Raw genomic sequence first — 17,655 nt, forward strand, 5'->3', positions numbered from 1 at the left:
GGTAAGGAGTTCACATGATCGGCGCAACACGCAACACACTCAGGTCGGGCTGGCTTGCGGCATCGCTGCTGGCGCTGCTTTCCAGCTCCGGCGCTTTCGCCAGGCAGGCGCCGGGCATTGCGGTCGGCGCGCAATACGACACCACGCACGTGTATGTGGCGCCGGCCGATTTCGATGCCTTCGTCAACAGCTTCATCGCCACCTTCGGCGGCAAGCCCTCGCCGCGCGGCACCTTCAACGTGCTGCCCGTTCCGAGCAACACGCAAGCGCAATATGTATGGACGCCGGTCGGCACCTTGTCGAGCTTCGCCTTCCTCACGCCGATTCCCTATCCGTTCGGCCAGGAGCGCACAGGCTACCTGGTGACCGACATGGATGAGGCGTTGAAGCAGGCCCGCGCGGCGGGTGCCGAAGTGGTCGTGGACAAGTTCAAGGATCCGATCGGCTACGACGCGGTGATCCAGTGGCCGGGCGGCGTAAAGATGCAGCTGTATTGGCACTTCACCGCGCCGCATTACGATGCGTTGGACACCGTGCCGGACAATCGCGTCTACGTCTCGGCGGACGCCGCCGATACCTTCGTGCGCGACTTCCTGCGCTTCTCGCACGGCAAGGTGGTTGCCGACGATCGTCATGCGGATGCCGGCGAACTGGGCAAGCCGGGGCAGACGTATCGCCGCATTCGCATCGAATCCGGATTCGGAAAGATGCAGGTCAACGTGACCGATGGGCACCTGCCGTATCCGTTCGGACATGAGATCAGCGGTTATGAGGTGAAGGATCTCGACGCGACGGTGGCGAAGGCCACGGCGGCAGGGGCGAAGGTGTTGTCGCCGGTGTATGCGTCCGCTGATCGCAGGTCGGTCGTGGTGGAGTTTCCGGGTGGGTATGTTGCGGAGATTCATGCGTTGAAGGCGCACTGATAGCGGGCTGGCCATGACGCTCGATCAACCCTCACCGTCATTCCGGCGAACGCCGGAATCCAGTCTAAATGCGGTGTGCGAAGCACTCGAAATCGGCTTTTTGTGTCCTTCGGACGCGTGTTTGAACTGGATTCCTCGCTCCTCAGAGCCGAGCACATCCATGTGCTCTCCCCGCGTGCCGGCGTTCGCCGGAATGACGGTGAGGCGTGACCGAGCTATTTCGAAAAGTCATGCAGCTGCCTGATTAGACGTAGCGAGGAATCCATGCGCAGCAACTGCCTCACTACGAATCGCTATTCAATCATCCTGACGTTATTGATGGGCGCTCTCTCCCATTCTGCGGCTGCCGAAGCGCAAGAAGCCATCGACCAGACCGCACCCCAACGCCCCGCCATCAACTTCTATCGCTGGCAGGAAGACTGGTCCGCGCTGGCCGATCCACGCGTGCGTCGCGAGTGGGGCGATGCACTGAAATACATCCCGCTTTCCAAAACCGATCCCAAGCAATATCTATCTTTCGGCTTCACGCTGAGGGAACGCGCCGTCAGCGTGGACCCGGCGCAGCTCGGCGTGCGGCACGGACAGCATCAGACATATCTGTTGCATCGCCTGGAACTCCACGCCGATGCACACCTCACCGACAACACGCGCATCTTCGTGCAGTTGGAAAACGCGCTTGCTCCGAATCTCGCCCGACCTGGCCCGGTCGACGCCAACCGCCTCGATCTTCGCCTGGCGTTCCTGGATAACCAGCATGAGGTCGACGGCGGCCTGTTCAAATGGCGCATCGGCCGCCAGGAAATCGCTTTCGACCTGCAGCGTTTCGTGTCCGTCCGCGATGGTCCCAACGTGCGCCAGGCGTACGATGCCATCTGGGCCGACTACGAACGAAACGGCTGGCGCATCAGCAGCTTCGCCAGCCAGCCGGTGCACTATCGCAACGACCGCAACTTCGACGATTACAGCAACCGCCATCTGTTGTTCGGTGGCGTTCGCGTGCAACGACGCGTGACGGCAAACAGCGAAGTCAGCCTGAGTTTTTCCGACTTTCGCCAAAGTGACGTGCACATCCTGGCCGGCGCCGGCGATGAAGAACGCAAGAACCTGGACGTGCACTACGACGGCCAGGCCGGCGTGGTGGATTGGGATGTGGAAGGCATGAAGCAGGGCGGCAGCATCGGCCGCAGGGATGTGGATGCATGGGCGTTTGGATCGTTGGCCGGCATCACCTTCAAGGACACGGCGTGGAGCCCACGCGTCGGCATGCAGTTCGATGCGGCGTCCGGAGATCGCCATCTGGGCGACCAGCACGTCGGCACGTTCAATCCGCTCTTTCCCAACGGCTATTACGTCACCTTGTCCGGCTATACCGGCTACAGCAACTTCATCCATCTGAAGCCGTCGCTTGCACTGGCGCCGGCGACGGGCGTGAAGCTGGTGGCGGCCATCGGCATGCTATGGCGGCAAACAACGCAGGATGCCGTATACGTGCAACCGAATATCCCCATACCGGGAACGGCGGGAAGGCCGGGCCGGCGCACCGGCAGCTATGCGCAGTTGCAATTCAATTGGGTTGCCGCGCGCAATCTCACGTTCGGACTGGAAGCCGATCGTTATTTCATCGCCCAGGCCGTGCGTGGCGCGGGCGGGCACGATTCCAGCTATTTTGGCGCGGACGTGCGCTGGGGCTGGTAACGGAGACGCCGACATGCAACGACCATCGCTCGCGACCTTGCTCAGCTTCAACGCGGGGTATGTGGATACCGCCGGCTTCCTCGCACTGCACGGCCTGTTCACCGCGCACGTCACCGGCAACTTCGTCACGCTCGGTGCGGCGCTTGTGCTGGGCACCGGCGGAGTGATCGCCAAGCTGCTGGCGCTGCCGGTCTTCTGCGCCGTGGTGATGGCCGCACGTTTGCTCCATTACGTACTGGTGGATCGTGATGTTCGCGTGCTGCGCGCCATCCTGCTGGTGCAGACGCTGTTGCTGCTGCTCGGTGCGGCGTTGGCGTGGCGCTACGGGCCGTTCGCCGATGGCGACAGCCGCACCGCGATAGCGACCGGCCTGGTACTGGTCGCCGCCATGGCGATGCAGAACGCAGCGCAGCGTGTGCACCTGGCGAAGATGCCGCCGACCACGCTGATGACCGGCACGACCACGCAGATCATGCTGGATCTTGCGGACAAGCTGCATGGCGTCGACGGCGAACAGAAGGCCACGGTCGACCAGCGGCTGTCGCGCATGGTTACGAGTGTCGGCGCATTTGCATTGGGGTGTGCGGCGGGCGCGATCTGCTATCACCTGTTCGACGTCAAATGCTTCCTGCTGCTGCCCGTGGTAGCGTTGCTCGGGTTTTGGCATCGCGATGCCGCGATCGATTGAGTGAGCGGCCTACGGCGCTCAATCGCGTGCATGCTTGGCAAATTCCTCCGCCGCCTAATTCACTACTCCAGCGCATCGGCATGGATCGCGGCCAGATAAGCTTCGAGGCGGTCTCCCAGGCCCCTTTCAAGCAGTTCGCATGGCTTGAGGCCGCCCAAGGCCACAAGCGCTTCGCTGTACCACCATTCCCACACGCGCTCCTCGTCGGGTTCGATGGCGCAAGCCAATTGCCAAATGCGATTGATCTGCAGCTCGGATGGATTCATGGATGCAAAAAGGTCTGGTGCAGGGCTAATCCTTCGAGAGCACCTCGTAATGCCGCATCTCTTCGATCTGTTGAACGTAAGGTCTGACCAGCGCAAAGAAACGTTGGAACACGGCGCTGCTGCGAAAGCCCCGCATATGCCCATCGATCGAATCCCACTCGATGCGAACGACGTAGCTGACCGGTTCATCCACGCAACGCGACAGCTCGTAACGCAGGCAGTGGGGCGATGTAGCAAGCACCGCGCCGGCGTTGGCGTAATCTTGCTCGAAGGCCTCGGCTCCGGTAGCCGCAACCTTGTAACGGATATACTCGACCACCATCACAGTCTCCCGTACTGAAAACCAGCCATCCCGTTAAGTTCCCCGTGCCATCGCGCTGATTCTGGGCACGCTTGCGATAAGCGTCTATGCCGGCCAGCGTCGAAACTGTTGTGAACTACAGGAACAAATGAATACCGCCAGCAATGATCCCATCGATCTGTTCAAGGTCCTAAAGTGGTTTGCCACGGTGTATGAGCTTGGTAGTTTCTCCGCTGCAGCGCGCGTGCTGAGCGTCACGCCCGGTGCGGTCAGCAAACAGATCGGCGTGTTTGAAGATTCGCTCGGCTGCAGGCTGTTTCAGCGCACTACGCGCTCGCTTTCGGTCACCGAAGAAGGGCGGCGCTTGTACGCGCTGACCCAGCAGCCCGCGCAGCAGATCGAAGAAGCCCTGGCCAGCCTGTCTTCGGAGAAAGGCCAACTCAGGGGCACCGTGAAGGTATCGCTGCCGATTGCCTTCAGTCGCACTGTCCTGCTGCCCGCGCTCAAGCGGTTTCAGGAGCGTTTTCCCGAAATCAGCCTCGATCTGCATTTCGAGAACCGGCATGTTGACCTGATATCCGAAGGCTACGACTGCGCGATCGGACAGCAGCGCGATACCGATTCCAGCATCATCGCCAGGCCGCTTGCGCCGTTGGTGCTGATCCTGTGTGCGTCGCCCGCTTATCTCGCAAAGCATGGCAAAACCCTTGCTGCCGAAAATCTGGAAAGGCATGCCTTGATCGCGTTTCGCTCGCCCACCAAAGGGCGGGTCGAAGCATGGACGTTGCAAGGCGCAGGCAAGGAGCTGGTCATCCAGCCGCGCTCGCGTCTAATGGTGACGGATACTGAAGCGCAGACCGAGTTTGCAGCGGCAGGTTGCGGCATCACCTTGCTGGGCGCACACCACGCGTTGCCGCTGATCGAGCAAGGCAAGCTGGAACGTGTGCTTCCGCAGTTCTCCGCTCAGCGCGGGGATATCTGCATCTACTACCCTGCGCGCAAGAACCTGCCGCGCCGTGTGTCGAGTTTCGTTGAATTCGTGATCGCCGAAGCGCGCGGCAGCGGCGTGGTCAAGCACATGAAGGCGATCGTCGACAAAAAGGCGCCGGCTGGCTGAACCGGGGTTCTTCGCCCACGCGGGCCGGCTTGCATAACTCTACTTCTAGCCGGGATCAGGTTAGGTATTTCGCGGCCACGTGGTATCCGGTTCTTCGCATTACCCAACGAAAGACACATGGCGCCTTGGATAATGTCGCTGGAGGACACATAGAGGCTGGCAGCTGCGGCATGCAAGCCCAAGCACAAGTCTCAAAACGCCTCAGAGGTATCCCATGCCACGCTCCCGCCAATCGTTCCAAGGACTTCGCCTGGAGCGCATGCGCGCTTCAAGGCAATACGCCGATGGCGGGTTCATCAATACCTATCCGGCAAGCACGTTGCGCGATCTGCAACAGAAGACCTCGCTGGTCGACTTCATGTTTCGCGACAAGGAACATCGCGTGCCTTCGCGCCCGTTGCCCTCGCTCGATCCGCGCGCGGCATGGACGCGCCGCGTGCAATCGGGTTTGCGCACGACCTGGCTCGGCCATTCCACCGTGCTGCTGGAAATCGACGGGCGGCGCGTGCTGACCGATCCGGTGTGGGGCGATCGCGCATCGCCGTTTTCGTTCCTGGGGCCCAAGCGCTTCCAGCCGGTGCCGGTGGCGATCGACGCATTGCCGCCGCTGGATGCGATCGTGATCTCGCACGATCATTACGATCATCTGGATTACGTGAGCATTCGCGCGCTTGCCGCGTTGAACGTGCCTTTCATTACATCGCTGGGTGTGGGCGCGCATCTGGAAACCTGGGGCGTGCCGCCGGACCGCATCATCGAACTCGATTGGTGGGAAAGCACCACGATCGTCGACGGGCTGACCATCACCGCCGCACCGTCGCATCACTTTTCCGGGCGCGGCTTGAAGGATCGCAACACCACGCTGTGGTCTTCGTTCGTGATGCGTGGCGATCGGCATGCGGTGTTCTTCAGCGGTGACACTGGCCTCTCGCCATTGTTTACGGAAATCGGCCAGCGGCTGGGGCCGTTCGACCTGGTGATGATCGAAGTCGGCGCGTTCCATCCTTCCTGGGGCAGCATTCATCTCGGCCCGGAAAACGCACTGCAGGCGTGGGCGCAACTGGGCAGCGGACGGTTCCTGCCGGTGCACTGGGCCACCTTCAACCTGGCGATGCATCCGTGGGCGGAACCGGCCGAAGTGCTGTATGCCCAATCGCCGGAAGGCCTGGTGATGCCGCTGCTCGGCGAGCCGTTCGAGCCGGATCACGCCGAAGCCGTGCAGCCGTGGTGGCGCAAGCTGGTGCAGGAACCTCGCAAGCATGCACCGCTGCAGATGGCGTCGAAGCCGTCCCGCTAATAGCGCAACACTGCCGTCCGTGCTGTGACGGCGTGCGCGCATTGATCGTGATGGCTTGATCTACCATCGATCCAAAGGGGCTTGCTGGCGCCCCCGTTCGTAGCCGTCCCGCTCCAAACAGCTCGGACGACGGTTATGACCTCGTTGGGGGAATCATGGTATTGCGTAGCCTTGCTTCGCGGTTGGCCGTGTGGGTGCTCTCTGGCGCAACGGTGGTCTTCGTTGCGAGCGGATTCCTGTTGTTCCGCATGGTGGGTCAGCAGCTTTTGCAGCAGGCGCACCGCGAAACCGAGGCGCTTGCCAGCCAGGGCGGCAGCCTGATCCAGGAACGCATGGACAAGGTCACCAATACCGCGCGGGTATTGGCGGCGATCATCGGGCCGCGTCCGCTGGATGCCGAGCCGCTGATCCACGATGCGATGACCAACAACCCCGACCTGGCAGGCCTGGCGGCCGCTTTCATTCCGGACACGCCCGCAGCCAGGAACGCCGATCAGTCACCTTTCGTCAGCCGCCAGTATGACGGATCGCTGGTTCGCCGCGATCTGCTCAAAGATCCCAAGCCGTATTGGGAGGCGCCGTGGTTCAAGCAGGGCGTCGACTGCGATCGTGGCTGCTGGCACGCGCCATTCCTGTCGCAGTCGCGACATCGGCGGCTGGTCAGTTATTCCTCGACCATGCAGGTGGATGGCAAGGTCATCGGCGTGGTCAATGCGGATGTCACGCTCGACTGGCTGCAAAGCGTATTGCTGTCGATGGATATTCCACTGGGCACGCGTGCGTTCGTGGTCGACCAGCAGGGCACGTACCTGGCCAACGACACGCCCGGCCTGGTGGGGAAACAGGCCGACGCGACGCTGTTGCGTGCGTTGCAGGCGGATGGTTCCGATGGTTGGTCGAGCACGCAATGGCCCGGCCAGCAGGACGGAAAGATGTGGATTTATGCCCAGCCGATCCGCGGCACGGATTGGAACCTGGTGCTGGTCGTGCCCGATGAGCTCATTTATGCGCAGGTGCGGCACGCCTTCCTGTCGGCGTTTGCCATCGGCGCATTGACGCTGCTGTTGCTCGCGCTGCTTACCATGATGATCATCGGCCGCCTGCTGACGCCGCTCGGCGTGCTGGCGGAGCGCGCGGAATTCGTCGCGCGCGGCGCATTGGATTTCGCCTTGCCGAAGGTACGCAGGGCGGACGAAGTCGGCCGGCTCACCCTTGCCTTCGACAAGATGCGCCAGGAACTGGCAGCGCACTTGGTCGAGCTCACACGCATTGCGCGCGAGCAGGCGCGCTTGTCCAGCGAGCTGGAAATCGCCCAGCAGATCCAGACCGCGTTGCTGCCGGGCTCGCATTACCTGGATGCGCGCTGCCAGAACTTCGAGCTGTACGCTGCCCTGAAACCGGCGCGGAGCGTGGGCGGTGATCTCTATAGTTATTTCATGCTGCCCGGCCAGCGTTTCTGCGTGATCATCGGCGACGTAGCCGACAAGGGCATTCCCGCCGCCTTGTTCATGGCGCGTACCATCACGCTGGCCAAGGCGCTGTCGTCCCGCGCGCAATCGCCCCAGCATCTGCTGCAACTGCTCAACCGGGAGCTGTGCAAGAACAACGACAATTGCATGTTCGTCACCTTGCTGTGCGGCTTTCTGGATGCGGTGAGCGGAAACATGGCCCTGGCCAGTGCAGGTCACGATCCGCCGGTGCTTTGGGGCAGCGCTTCGCCGCCGCAACTGCTATCGCTCGCCTCGGGTCCTGCGCTGGGCCTGGAAGAAGACGCCGCGTACCCCATCCAGCGCATTCGCCTGCGGCCGGGCGATACCTTGCTGATGTATACCGATGGCGTCACCGAAGCGGCCAACGCCGCGCTGCTTCCCTATGGCAGCGAGCGGATCGTCGCCCGCATCGGGCAGCATCACGACGAGGGCGGCGGCGACCCGGTGAAATTCCTGGTCGAGGACATCGAACAGTATTCGGCCGGCCAGGGCCAGGCGGACGACATCGCGATACTTGCATTACGCTGGAACCACGTTGGCCTGGAAAAGGGGGCGTCGATGCTCGACCTGGTCTTTCCCGCCTCGCTGCATGACGTGTTCGATACATTGGTACGTTGCGACGAAACCCTGCGCATGGCCGGCGTGCGCGACGATGTACGCGCCGACGTGCGCCTGGTGCTCGAAGAGCTGATGGTCAACATGGTGCAACACGGGCGCACCGAACAACGCGAAGGAACCGTCGGGCTGCGCCTCACCGTGGCGGAAGAGGCCATCCTGCTGGAACTCAATCACGATGGCGAGCCCTTCGATCCCCTGCAATTTGGTACCCCCAGCCTGACCGGCGATCTTGCCGACAAGGAAGAGCTCGGCGGCCTGGGCATCCACCTCGTGCGCGCGATGGCCAGCGACTTGAATTACACGCACGACGAATACGGCAACCATCTGCAACTGCGGTTTGCCTGTACTCATCTCACGGAGCACGACCATGACCTTTAACCTGCACATCCATGCCCTGGACCCGCACAAATCCACGCTGCAGCTGGAAGGGCGCCTGGACGCCATGACCTTCGGCGAGTTCGACAGGGAAGCGGAAAAAGTGCTGCAGCAGATGGCAACCGGCAGCACCCTGGTGCTGGATCTGTCATCGCTCGAATACATCAGCAGCGCCGGCCTGCGCAGCATCGCCAAGGCCCGGAAACACATGCGCGCCCGCGATGGCCACACGCTGCTGCTCAATCCGCAGCTGCAGGTGCGCAAGGTGTTCGACATCGTCAAAGCGGTGCCGATCAAGGAAATCTTCCAGAACATGCAGGAGCTGGATGAATATCTGGATCAGATCCAGCGCAGGATGTTGGGTGAGGGGGAAGAAGTGGAGTGAATGCGAATCGTCATTCCGGCGAACGCCGGAATCCAGTTTGAATGCGTCGTGCACAGCACACAAAACATTTTTATGTGTGCTGCGCACGGTATGTTTGACTGGATTCCGGCGTTCGCCGGAATGACGCAAGGCAATTAAGCTCCTTATGCGTGAGCTCAAAGTTGCTGGGATCACACCTGCGCCAAATTCCCATTCCCCACATCGGCAATGACCCGATTGCGCCCGGTACGCTTGGCCCGATAAAGCGCCGCATCCGCTTCCCTGCACAAGCGCTGCAAGTCGTAACCGCACATATCCGTGCATGCCAAACCAAGGCTGGCGGAAAACGACACACGGCAGCCATCGACATCGATCGGCGTGGCGCCGATCGCCATGCAGATGCGATCGGCGATCGCCATGCCCTGGTCGCGCGAGCAATCCACCAGCAATATGCCGAATTCCTCGCCGCCGAGGCGGCCAAACAAGTCGCAGGCGCGCAGATGCTGCTTGCAGATGGTAACGGTGTGCTTGAGCACCGCATCGCCGATCGCGTGTCCGTGGGTGTCGTTGACTTGCTTGAAGTAGTCCAGGTCGATCGACACCAGACAGGCGCTGCCGGATTTCTTCTCCTGCAAACGCAGCGAGCGCTCGGCCTCGCCGACGAAATGCTGGTGGTTGAGTATGCCGGTGAGACCGTCCAAGCAGGAAAGCTGCTTGAAGCGAAGCTGCGAGCGTTTGAGGCGGAACAGCCAGAACACGATCGATACCAGCACCACGAGCAGCAGTGCGATGTAGAGGCGGCTGGTTTCGACGGCTTTGGTGGCCAGCGCTTGCTGTAGACGCAGGATGTTGTTCTGCTTGCTGAGGCTTTCGGTTTCGAGCTTTTGGACAAGCGTGTGTTGCTGCGTTACATCATAAGCAAGCGTTTTGGCGCTGATGTCGTTCAGATGTCCCTTGTCCTGTGCAACATAGCGCTCGTAGTAATAGAGCGCAGCGGCATTGTCCCCTTGCTTCTTTTCAATCGAGTACAGCACTTCATAAGCATCTTTCAGCCAATCGCTGATGTCGCTGGGGTTGCCCATGGATATCGCAGCGAGGGCGGCCTTCTTGGCTTCCCCGTCATTGCCAAGTTTTGCATAGGCCTGCGCGCGCTGTACCAGTGCGGCCAGCGTGTGCGGGTAGTAGTGATTGATGCGAATGCTTGGAGCGATCTGGTCAAGCAACGCAATGGCCTTGCCCGCTTGGTTCTCTTCCAGATAAAGGCTGCTGAGAACCAGCCACATGGTTTCGGCTAGCACCGGTTGCTGTGCCGCCACGCATGTATCAATCGCCTGATGCAATTCCGGGCTGGAAGATGTCAGGCGCTTGGCGTTGAAGAGTGCGGCCGCTTCCAGGGAATAGGGCCGGCACAAGGTTTCGCCGGCAGGAACGGCATTCTCCATCATATGGGCGTACTTGATGGCGAGATCGGTCTGCCCAGCCAGGTCCAGCATCTGCGACAGGTTCATGAGAACCATGAAACGCGCCTGCGGATCTTTGATATTCGGTAGGCCGGACGCCATCCGGTTGCCCAATGCGAACGCCTCCTCGTAGCGCCGGTTGGCGGCGAGATTCGTCAGAAGCAGCGCCGATGCCTTCGCAACCAGCGATGCATCACTGGAGCGATCGATGATTTCGTGAAACATCGCTTCCGACTTGCCGTAATCCCCCTCGAACATGGCCTCCCATGCGTCGAGATAACGCAGATGCCATTGCTGGGCGGCTTCGAGGCGAGGCGCTTGGCGATGAATTTGCGCCAGCATCTGCACGAACTGCGGGTGGTCGGTCGTGCGCAGGCTTTCTGCTTGATTGAGAAATGCCTGGGGATCGGTAATCGGACCAGCAGCGAGACCAGGCTGCGCGAGCACGCTCCAGGCCAGGCCTGCCAGGAAAGGCCATGACATGAAGCGGCTCGTCAGCCGACGCATAGGGATGCCGTCAGTGCGAAGCGATGACTAGCAGTGACCGAGCGTGCTGATATTCAGCGGCTCGTCGATGTTTTCGTCTTCTTCCTCAGGCTCATCGTCCTCGCGTGCAGGAGCCTGGGAAATCTGCGGCGCATTCATCGGCTTGGGCCCAAGCTCCGCAAACAGCATGGTGCAGTCGCCCGACGCCACGGCGGTGGTGAGACCTTCGGAAGCCTGCGCGCCTTCAAGCACCTGGCTCAATTCATCCGCCGACGCATAACGCAACGCTGCGTTCTGGCCAATAGCCTCCAACAACTCGATCGTATCTGCCATGTCACTCCCCCGTTCTCATGTAGCAGCTCTTGAGAGCTGATATCGCCAATGCCATCCCGACATTGACGCGGTAAAGCGTAATGACGATCGCCATTACACTTATTGATCGACAGGTTTTGCTGTCAATGCCGGCTTTCCCTCGAGGCCGACATTGCATGAAAAATGTTTCACCCCGGCTTACGCACCCGCCTTGTCCAGTGCCTCCAAGCGTTCTTGCATGGCCAGGTTCGGCTTGAGGGTTTCAGCCGGTGGCAGTACCACCGTTTCCTCGACGGCCACCTGGACATGAGGCAAGTCGCGCAGCGCGACACGCCGCACGCGCGGTTTCTCGATCGGCAAGGTAGCGCCGCGGTAGATTATCACTTCATGATCGAGCGGATAGTCGCGGCTCAGCAGATCCACCAGCACTTGTCGATACGCCGGCCCGGTCTGGAAGCGCGCCAGCGATCGATCGCCAACCAATCCCACCTGCCACAGCACCACATAGCCGGCTGGATCGATGCGCCGCTCGTAAAACAGCAGTTGGCTGGCCTCGAAATGCTGGCATCCGAAGCGGCCGGGATCGATACCCAGGTCGGCATACAGGCAATCCTCGGCGGAAATGCCCGGTTCCATATGCGCCGGAAAACCTTCCGCGCGCGCCACCTCGATCGCCTTGTGCGGCGACCAGGCGAAAATGCCGGGATGGCCGTAAAACACGCCGCAAACCCGCTTGCCGGCGCGCACTTCGCGCATGATCACCTCCACCCATTGGCGGTAGGTTTTCATGCGCGACTTGCCTTCCTGGTAATAGGACTGAAGGCTGCGCACGTCCGGATGCATGCGTTCCAGCCACATTTCCACCACACCGTCGGAAAGCGCCGCGAACACCATATCGGCCTGCTCGATATGGCTGCGCGCCAGCGGCGTGAGGTGCGAGCCCAGGGTCATGCCCAGGCCGACGCACGACAAGCTGCCACGACGGGTATTGTTCGATGCATGCGATGACGGTGTGCTCATCGCGTGATAGTAGGACTTTCGTTGCGTGTTGGGGGCGATTGCAGCGGCTAGCAACTTGCATGCCCATGCCGCGCGCAATCGTCGAGGTTACGCAGGCTGGGATGCATCCCAGCGTCGCCATGCACCAGCGTCGCCATGCATGTAAATGCTGGGATTGCATCCCAGCCTATGTCAGTCCAGCGCTGCGCGCGCTTCGGCCATGAAACGCCGGTATTCCTCGGGCGTGGCGAGATTGGAGCCGATCTGCTGCAGGATCTTTTCCATATCTGTGGAGCCGGAAAACGCTTCATCACACAGCAATACGGCGATCGGGCCCAGGTAGCTCAAGGCCACTTTCTCGATCGCATCGCGGTGCGCTGCGGGGCTTGCGACGGACGGGGTACGGCGTTCGGGCGCGGGCGCCGCCGGCTGGCGCATGCCGGTGTCGTTTTCGAAACCGCCGAGCAGCCATTGCAGGGCCGCTTCGCCCAGTGGCGTTCTGGCGGCCGATGCGCCGATCGCGCCCGGTTGGAAACGGGCGCGTGCGGCCGATACGTTGGCCAGCTGTTTTACAGCCTCGTCGCTGCGATAACGGCTGAACGTGACCTCGTCGACCTGGCCGTTGCGCAGCAGGATCGTGGAGGAATGATTGTTCTCGGTGGCGATGAAGAAGTAGCCCGACATCTTTTTCTGGACGAGCGCCTTCAACTCACGCAACACCTCGGCCAATGGACGAAATTCGCTAACCATGTTCGTTTCCCGCAGAGTCCAGGAAGTGCATTCCCGCGTTTGGCTCAGCGCTTGCTGAGCCGTTCCATCGCCAATCGAACGCTGTTGGACAGGCGTGCAATGGCCTTGGCCAAGGTGCCGATTTCATCCTTGAGCTTCACCTCTTCGATGATGTTGTTCAACTTGCCCATGCTCAGCGCGTCGGCCACTTCGGTCAGGCGCTGGATGGGCTGCAGCACGCGGCTCTGGATCAGCACATATTGCAGGCCCAGCAGCAGCAGGCAGATCAAAAGCCCCAGCAGCGCGATCCACAGCGTCTGCCGCACGATCACGCCATTGATGTCGCTGTTGGGATAGGCCGCCACCAGCGTGAAACCCCAATCGGGCACGTCGTGTTTTTCCACCGTCCAATCGGAGGGCTGGTCCTGCACGATCTTGCTCATGAACGTCGGATCGACCGTGGCGCCAGTCTTGGAATGGAAGCGAAGCTTGCCCTTGCTGTCGAGCAGCGCGACGAAACCCGCATCGAGCACGTGGCTGCTGCTGATGACCTTGTCCAGCGGTTCCAGGTCGGTCTTATAGCCCACATACCAGATGCCGATCGGCTTGGGGTTGCTGTGATCGTAGATCGGCTCGTAACCGGTCACGTAGGGCGAGCCGAGAATGTCCACCACGCCGTAGAAACTGCGCCCCTGGCGGATTTCGCCGATCACCGGTCCGTGCGGATCGAGTTGCGTGCCGACGGCACGCGTGCCGTTGTCCTTTTTCACATTGGTGGAGACGCGCACGAAGTCTTCGCCGGTGGCGGAAAAGAGCGTGGCGGTGCCGCCCATGATGGAGGTGACGTTGTCCACCATCTGGAACAGATTGCCTTGCGGCTTGCCGCCCAGCACCAGGTCGTTGGCCTCGCGGCCGCCCACGGTGATGGTCTGGCCTGGCGTGGCGGCGCCCTGCTGGTCGCCCTCCTGGCGCAGCAGGCGCATGGAGCTGCGCACGCGATCGAGCATGATCGAATGGGTGACGCCGAACAGGCTTTGCAACGCGGTGGTCTGGCTGTCGATGGAGGCTTGGGCTTCCGAGCGCACGCGACCGGCTTCGATAAAGGCCAGCGCGACGGCCGTGGCGATGACCGCCGCCAAGCCCAGCGCAAGCACGGGCAGCAGCAGGCGAGCCCGCAGTGAATTGCTCAACATCTGAAAATCCCCCTGGTAAAGCCTTGCAGCGCGTGCTGTCAGAAAAGGCCACGTTTCACTTTGAAGACAAGCCGTGATCGTGTCGATCGCGGATGTCAATTTTGCCTCATGCTGGCCCGAATTGGATAACACATGTGCGTCATTGACATGTCAGGAAAGGTGCGGCGGTTGGCAGAACAGGGACACGGATTGTCATGAGCGGCGCGTATGTGGTTTCAGCGGTAACTTCCGGCCAAGTCTGCGCGCGGATCCGCGTAGGCTGGGATGGCAATCCCAGCGTTGTAATTTCTGCTTGCCGAATGTGTTCCCTCCTCTACGTGTAGTAGAGCCTGCCCCGGACTTGATCCGGGGGATAGGGTGGGTGAAGCAACCTCGCGAAGCATTTCGACCACGCGGCAAGCTCGGACAACCCCGCCCCCAACCCTCCCCCCGGATCACGTCCGGGGCAGGCTCTGCATGCAGGGGAGGGAGCAAGTGCATGCCTCACGCATCCGCATTTGATGCTGCACCGCGGTTCGATAAATACTCGGCCGTCGCCGCTGCCGGGTCGTTGCCATGGTCGAGCTACTTTCCGCCGATGCGCTCGCTTCGCAGCAGCTGGATCATGCGCTGACCTTGCCGGCGCGTTTCTACACCGACACGCGCATGCCGGCGCTGGACGCATCGGCGATCTTCGCGCGCAGCTGGCAACTGGTGTGCCATCAATCGCAGCTGGCCGGCGTGGGCGATCATGTGGTCACCGAGATCGCTGGATTGCCGCTGCTGGTGGTGCGCAGCGATGCGTCGAGCATCCGCGCCTTCCACAACGTATGCCGCCATCGCGCCGGGCCGATCGCCAGTTGCGACGGACGCGGCGCGCAGAGTCTGCGCTGCCGTTACCACGGTTGGACCTACGGCCTCGATGGCGTATTGCGCGGCGCGCCGGAAATGGGCCGCACACCGGATTTCAATCCTTCGGACATCCGGCTTCCGGAAGTGCAGGTGCACGTGTGGCAAGGGCTGGTGTTTGTCGCTATCGGCGAAGCGCCGCCGTTCGAGGCGTTCGTCGCCGGCATCGATGAGCGCTTGGGTCCGCATCGCGCCTTGCATGGCTACGAGTTCCATCATCGCGTGAGCTACGACGTGGCCTGCAACTGGAAGGTCTACGTCGACAACTACCTGGAAGGCTATCACGTGCCGCATATCCATCCGGGTTTGAACAGCTTGCTCGATTACCGCAGCTATATCACCGAAACGGCCGAGTGGTATTCGTTCCAGTTCAGTCCGCTCGAAAGCGGCGACGATCTCTACGGCAGCGGCGAAGCGCTGTATTACTTCCTGTATCCGAACGCCATGCTCAATATCCTGCCCGGGCGCCTGCAGACCAATCGCGTGCTGCCGGTGGGCGTGGATCGCTGCCGGGTGGAATTTGATTTCTATTACGCACCGGACAGCGGCGCGCAAGCACAGGCGCGGCGCGCCAAGGACATCGCCTTCAGCGACGAGGTGCAGGAGGAAGACGTCACCATCTGCGAGGACGTGCAGCGCGGGCTTGCTTCCGGTTCGTATGAAGCAGGGCGGCTGAATCCGCTGCGCGAAAACGCCGTGCATCATTTTCATGAAATGGTGCGCCGTGCGTATCGCGATGTGCTCGCGCACGCATGACTACGCGCCGGCGGTCGCTCGGGTTATGGATGCTTATCGCGCTGGTCATCGGCAACATCATCGGATCGGGCGTGTTCGTGCTGCCGGCGGCGCTGGCGCCGTACGGCGCGGCAAGCCTGCTCGGCTGGGGCATCAGCCTGGGCGGTGCCCTGATGCTGGCGCTGGTGTACGCATGGCTGGCGCAGATCGTGCCCAACTATGGCGGCGCGTATGCCTACGCACGTAGCGCATTTGGCGATGGCGCCGGCTTTGCCGCCGCGTGGAGCTACTGGGTCTGCGTGTGGTCGGCGAATGCGGCGATCGCGGTGGCATTCGCCGGCAGCCTCGGCGCGGTATGGCCGGCGGCCATCGCCACGCCGTTGCGCGGCGCGTCGTGCGCGTTGGGTGCGCTGTGGATCTGCACCGCCATCAGTCTCTCGGGCGTGCGCGAAGTCGGTTATACGGCGATCGTCACCACCTCGCTGAAACTGGTGCCGCTGATCGTGTTCGGTCTGCTCGGGCTGGGCTGGGTGCATGCCAGCGCGTTTCATCCGTTCAACGCCAGCGGCCTTCCGATGCTGCATGTGGCCTCGTCGGTGGCGGCGCTGACACTGTGGGCGTTCCTTGGCCTGGAAACGGCGACGGTGCCGACCGGTGTGGTGCGCGATCCCCAACGCACGGTGCCGCGTGCCACGGTGATCGGTGTGAGCATCGCCGGGCTCGCCACCATGCTGGCCTGCACCGTGGTAGTGGGTATGCTGCCAGCGGACGTGCTGCGCACCTCGGCGGCGCCGATGGCCGAGGCGGCGCGACGGGTCTGGGGCGATTGGGCAGGCTTGGGGATAGGCGTGGTCGCCACCGTTTCATGCTTCGGCGCACTCAACGGCTGGGTGCTGCTGCAGGCGCAGACCACGCTGGCGCCCGCGCTGGATGGCCTGTTCCCCAAACCGTTCGCGCGCCTGGACCGGCGCGGCACGCCATGGTTCGGCCTGCTGCTCAGCAGCGTGCTCGCCAGTGCGCTGATCGTTTCCAACTACAGCCGTACCCTGGTGGCGTTGTTTACCTTCACCATTTTGCTGTCCACCGCGGCGACGCTGTTGCCCTATCTGATAACGGTGCTGGCGTGGTGGCGCATCGACAGGGCCGGCAGCGTGTGGCGCAAAGGCATTGCGCTTGGTGCGCTCGCCTTCAGCGTATGGGCGTTGATCGGTACTGGCGTGGAAACCTTGCTGTGGGGCAGCGTGCTGCTGCTGGTCGGGTTGCCGATCTACCTGTGGCAGCGTCGCGTTGTCGCGTACAAAACCGGGGAGCCGTGATTATCACGTCGCGTAGCCGTCTTTTACGTTATATCGCGCGAACGGAGGGGTTCTTATGCGTACCAGCACTTTTATACGGCCGAGTGCCTTGCTGCCTTTGGCGATGTCCTTGGCCGCGTTGCTCATCGTTGCGGGCCATATTCTGTTCTTTGGCGTGGCGCGCCAGGCGGATGAAGGCGCGGCGGCGCATCTGTTTCAGCTGCTCATTGTCGGGCAGCTTCCTATCGTTGCGTTCTTTGCGCTGAAGTGGCTGCGGCGCGCTCCCAAGGATGCGCTGGTGGTGTTGGCTTCGCAGGCATTGGCGGGCGTGATGGCGTGTGCGCCGGTTTGGTATTTCGGGTTTTAAGGCATCACCCATCCCTTTAAATTCAATAGTTGGGCCAGCCCTGTCTGTCCGCATGCC

The 17,655-nt window shown here is 61.8% G+C and carries 17 protein-coding genes; 10 read left to right on the plus strand and 7 right to left on the minus strand.

The features are described from left to right. The first annotated feature begins 14 nt into the window (after positions 1-14). The 3 genes from ACTHNE_RS21510 (at position 15) to ACTHNE_RS21520 (ending at position 3,306) form a co-directional block, all read left to right on the plus strand. Positions 15-923, plus strand: a complete 909-nt coding sequence (locus ACTHNE_RS21510) for a glyoxalase (RefSeq protein WP_440270287.1) — start codon at positions 15-17, stop codon at positions 921-923. Positions 924-1,241: 318 nt separating this feature from the next. Next, positions 1,242-2,618, plus strand: coding sequence for an alginate export family protein (locus ACTHNE_RS21515; protein ID WP_440270288.1), 1,377 nt, complete (start codon positions 1,242-1,244; stop codon positions 2,616-2,618). Positions 2,619-2,631: 13 nt separating this feature from the next. After that, positions 2,632-3,306 (plus strand): YoaK family protein, encoded by a 675-nt coding sequence (locus tag ACTHNE_RS21520; protein WP_324942099.1) that lies wholly within the window; start codon positions 2,632-2,634, stop codon positions 3,304-3,306. 62 nt (positions 3,307-3,368) lie between these two features. On the opposite strand, the gene ACTHNE_RS21525 is transcribed toward ACTHNE_RS21520, so the two are convergent. Next, entirely contained in the window at positions 3,369-3,572 is a 204-nt protein-coding gene (locus ACTHNE_RS21525) for a hypothetical protein (RefSeq protein WP_324942102.1), read from the minus strand. A gap of 25 nt (positions 3,573-3,597) precedes the next feature. Further along, entirely contained in the window at positions 3,598-3,894 is a 297-nt protein-coding gene (locus ACTHNE_RS21530; RefSeq protein ID WP_324942105.1) for an antibiotic biosynthesis monooxygenase family protein, read from the minus strand. A 127-nt stretch (positions 3,895-4,021) separates the two neighbouring features. On the opposite strand from ACTHNE_RS21530, the gene ACTHNE_RS21535 reads away from it, so the two are divergent. From ACTHNE_RS21535 to ACTHNE_RS21550, 4 genes are all read left to right on the plus strand, one after another. Continuing rightward, positions 4,022-4,990, plus strand: a complete 969-nt coding sequence (locus ACTHNE_RS21535; protein WP_324942107.1) for a LysR family transcriptional regulator — start codon at positions 4,022-4,024, stop codon at positions 4,988-4,990. A gap of 214 nt (positions 4,991-5,204) precedes the next feature. Beyond that, positions 5,205-6,287 (plus strand): MBL fold metallo-hydrolase, encoded by a 1,083-nt coding sequence (locus ACTHNE_RS21540; protein ID WP_440270289.1) that lies wholly within the window; start codon positions 5,205-5,207, stop codon positions 6,285-6,287. Between the two features lie 155 nt (positions 6,288-6,442). Beyond that, positions 6,443-8,773 carry a SpoIIE family protein phosphatase gene (locus ACTHNE_RS21545; RefSeq protein ID WP_440270290.1) on the plus strand — a complete coding sequence of 777 codons (2,331 nt, stop codon included), beginning with the start codon at positions 6,443-6,445 and terminating at the stop codon, positions 8,771-8,773. Beyond that, positions 8,763-9,155, plus strand: a complete 393-nt coding sequence (locus ACTHNE_RS21550; protein WP_440270291.1) for an STAS domain-containing protein — start codon at positions 8,763-8,765, stop codon at positions 9,153-9,155. Before ACTHNE_RS21545 ends, ACTHNE_RS21550 begins: the two co-directional genes overlap by 11 nt. A gap of 170 nt (positions 9,156-9,325) precedes the next feature. Here the strand turns inward: ACTHNE_RS21550 and ACTHNE_RS21555 are convergent, their stop codons facing one another. From ACTHNE_RS21555 to ACTHNE_RS21575, 5 genes are all read right to left on the minus strand, one after another. Then, positions 9,326-11,077: a sensor domain-containing diguanylate cyclase gene (locus ACTHNE_RS21555; RefSeq protein WP_324942122.1), complete on the minus strand. Its 1,752-nt coding sequence runs from the start codon at positions 11,075-11,077 to the stop codon at positions 9,326-9,328. A gap of 51 nt (positions 11,078-11,128) precedes the next feature. Continuing rightward, positions 11,129-11,413, minus strand: a complete 285-nt coding sequence (locus ACTHNE_RS21560; RefSeq protein WP_324942125.1) for a hypothetical protein — start codon at positions 11,411-11,413, stop codon at positions 11,129-11,131. A gap of 177 nt (positions 11,414-11,590) precedes the next feature. Further along, positions 11,591-12,412, minus strand: a complete 822-nt coding sequence (locus ACTHNE_RS21565; protein ID WP_324942128.1) for an SAM-dependent methyltransferase — start codon at positions 12,410-12,412, stop codon at positions 11,591-11,593. A gap of 171 nt (positions 12,413-12,583) precedes the next feature. Next, positions 12,584-13,141, minus strand: a complete 558-nt coding sequence (locus ACTHNE_RS21570) for a hypothetical protein (RefSeq protein ID WP_324942130.1) — start codon at positions 13,139-13,141, stop codon at positions 12,584-12,586. A gap of 44 nt (positions 13,142-13,185) precedes the next feature. Next, the gene (locus ACTHNE_RS21575; protein ID WP_440270292.1) at positions 13,186-14,313 is read right to left on the minus strand and encodes a Cache 3/Cache 2 fusion domain-containing protein; all 1,128 of its coding nucleotides are present in this window, start codon (positions 14,311-14,313) and stop codon (positions 13,186-13,188) included. Between the two features lie 555 nt (positions 14,314-14,868). Here ACTHNE_RS21575 and ACTHNE_RS21580 point away from each other — a divergent pair. The 3 genes from ACTHNE_RS21580 to ACTHNE_RS21590 are packed head-to-tail and all read left to right on the plus strand — an operon-like array spanning position 14,869 to position 17,598. Then, positions 14,869-15,957 (plus strand): aromatic ring-hydroxylating oxygenase subunit alpha, encoded by a 1,089-nt coding sequence (locus ACTHNE_RS21580; RefSeq protein ID WP_324942137.1) that lies wholly within the window; start codon positions 14,869-14,871, stop codon positions 15,955-15,957. Continuing rightward, complete coding sequence (locus ACTHNE_RS21585; protein ID WP_324942140.1) at positions 15,954-17,252, plus strand: amino acid permease; 1,299 nt, start codon at positions 15,954-15,956, stop codon at positions 17,250-17,252. Before ACTHNE_RS21580 ends, ACTHNE_RS21585 begins: the two co-directional genes overlap by 4 nt. Before the next feature lie 55 nt (positions 17,253-17,307). Further along, positions 17,308-17,598 (plus strand): hypothetical protein, encoded by a 291-nt coding sequence (locus ACTHNE_RS21590; protein ID WP_324942143.1) that lies wholly within the window; start codon positions 17,308-17,310, stop codon positions 17,596-17,598. The last annotated feature ends 57 nt before the right edge of the window (positions 17,599-17,655 follow it).

This window comes from Dyella sp. (genome assembly GCF_051954575.1).
In the GTDB taxonomy this organism is placed as follows: Bacteria; Pseudomonadota; Gammaproteobacteria; order Xanthomonadales; family Rhodanobacteraceae; genus Dyella_B.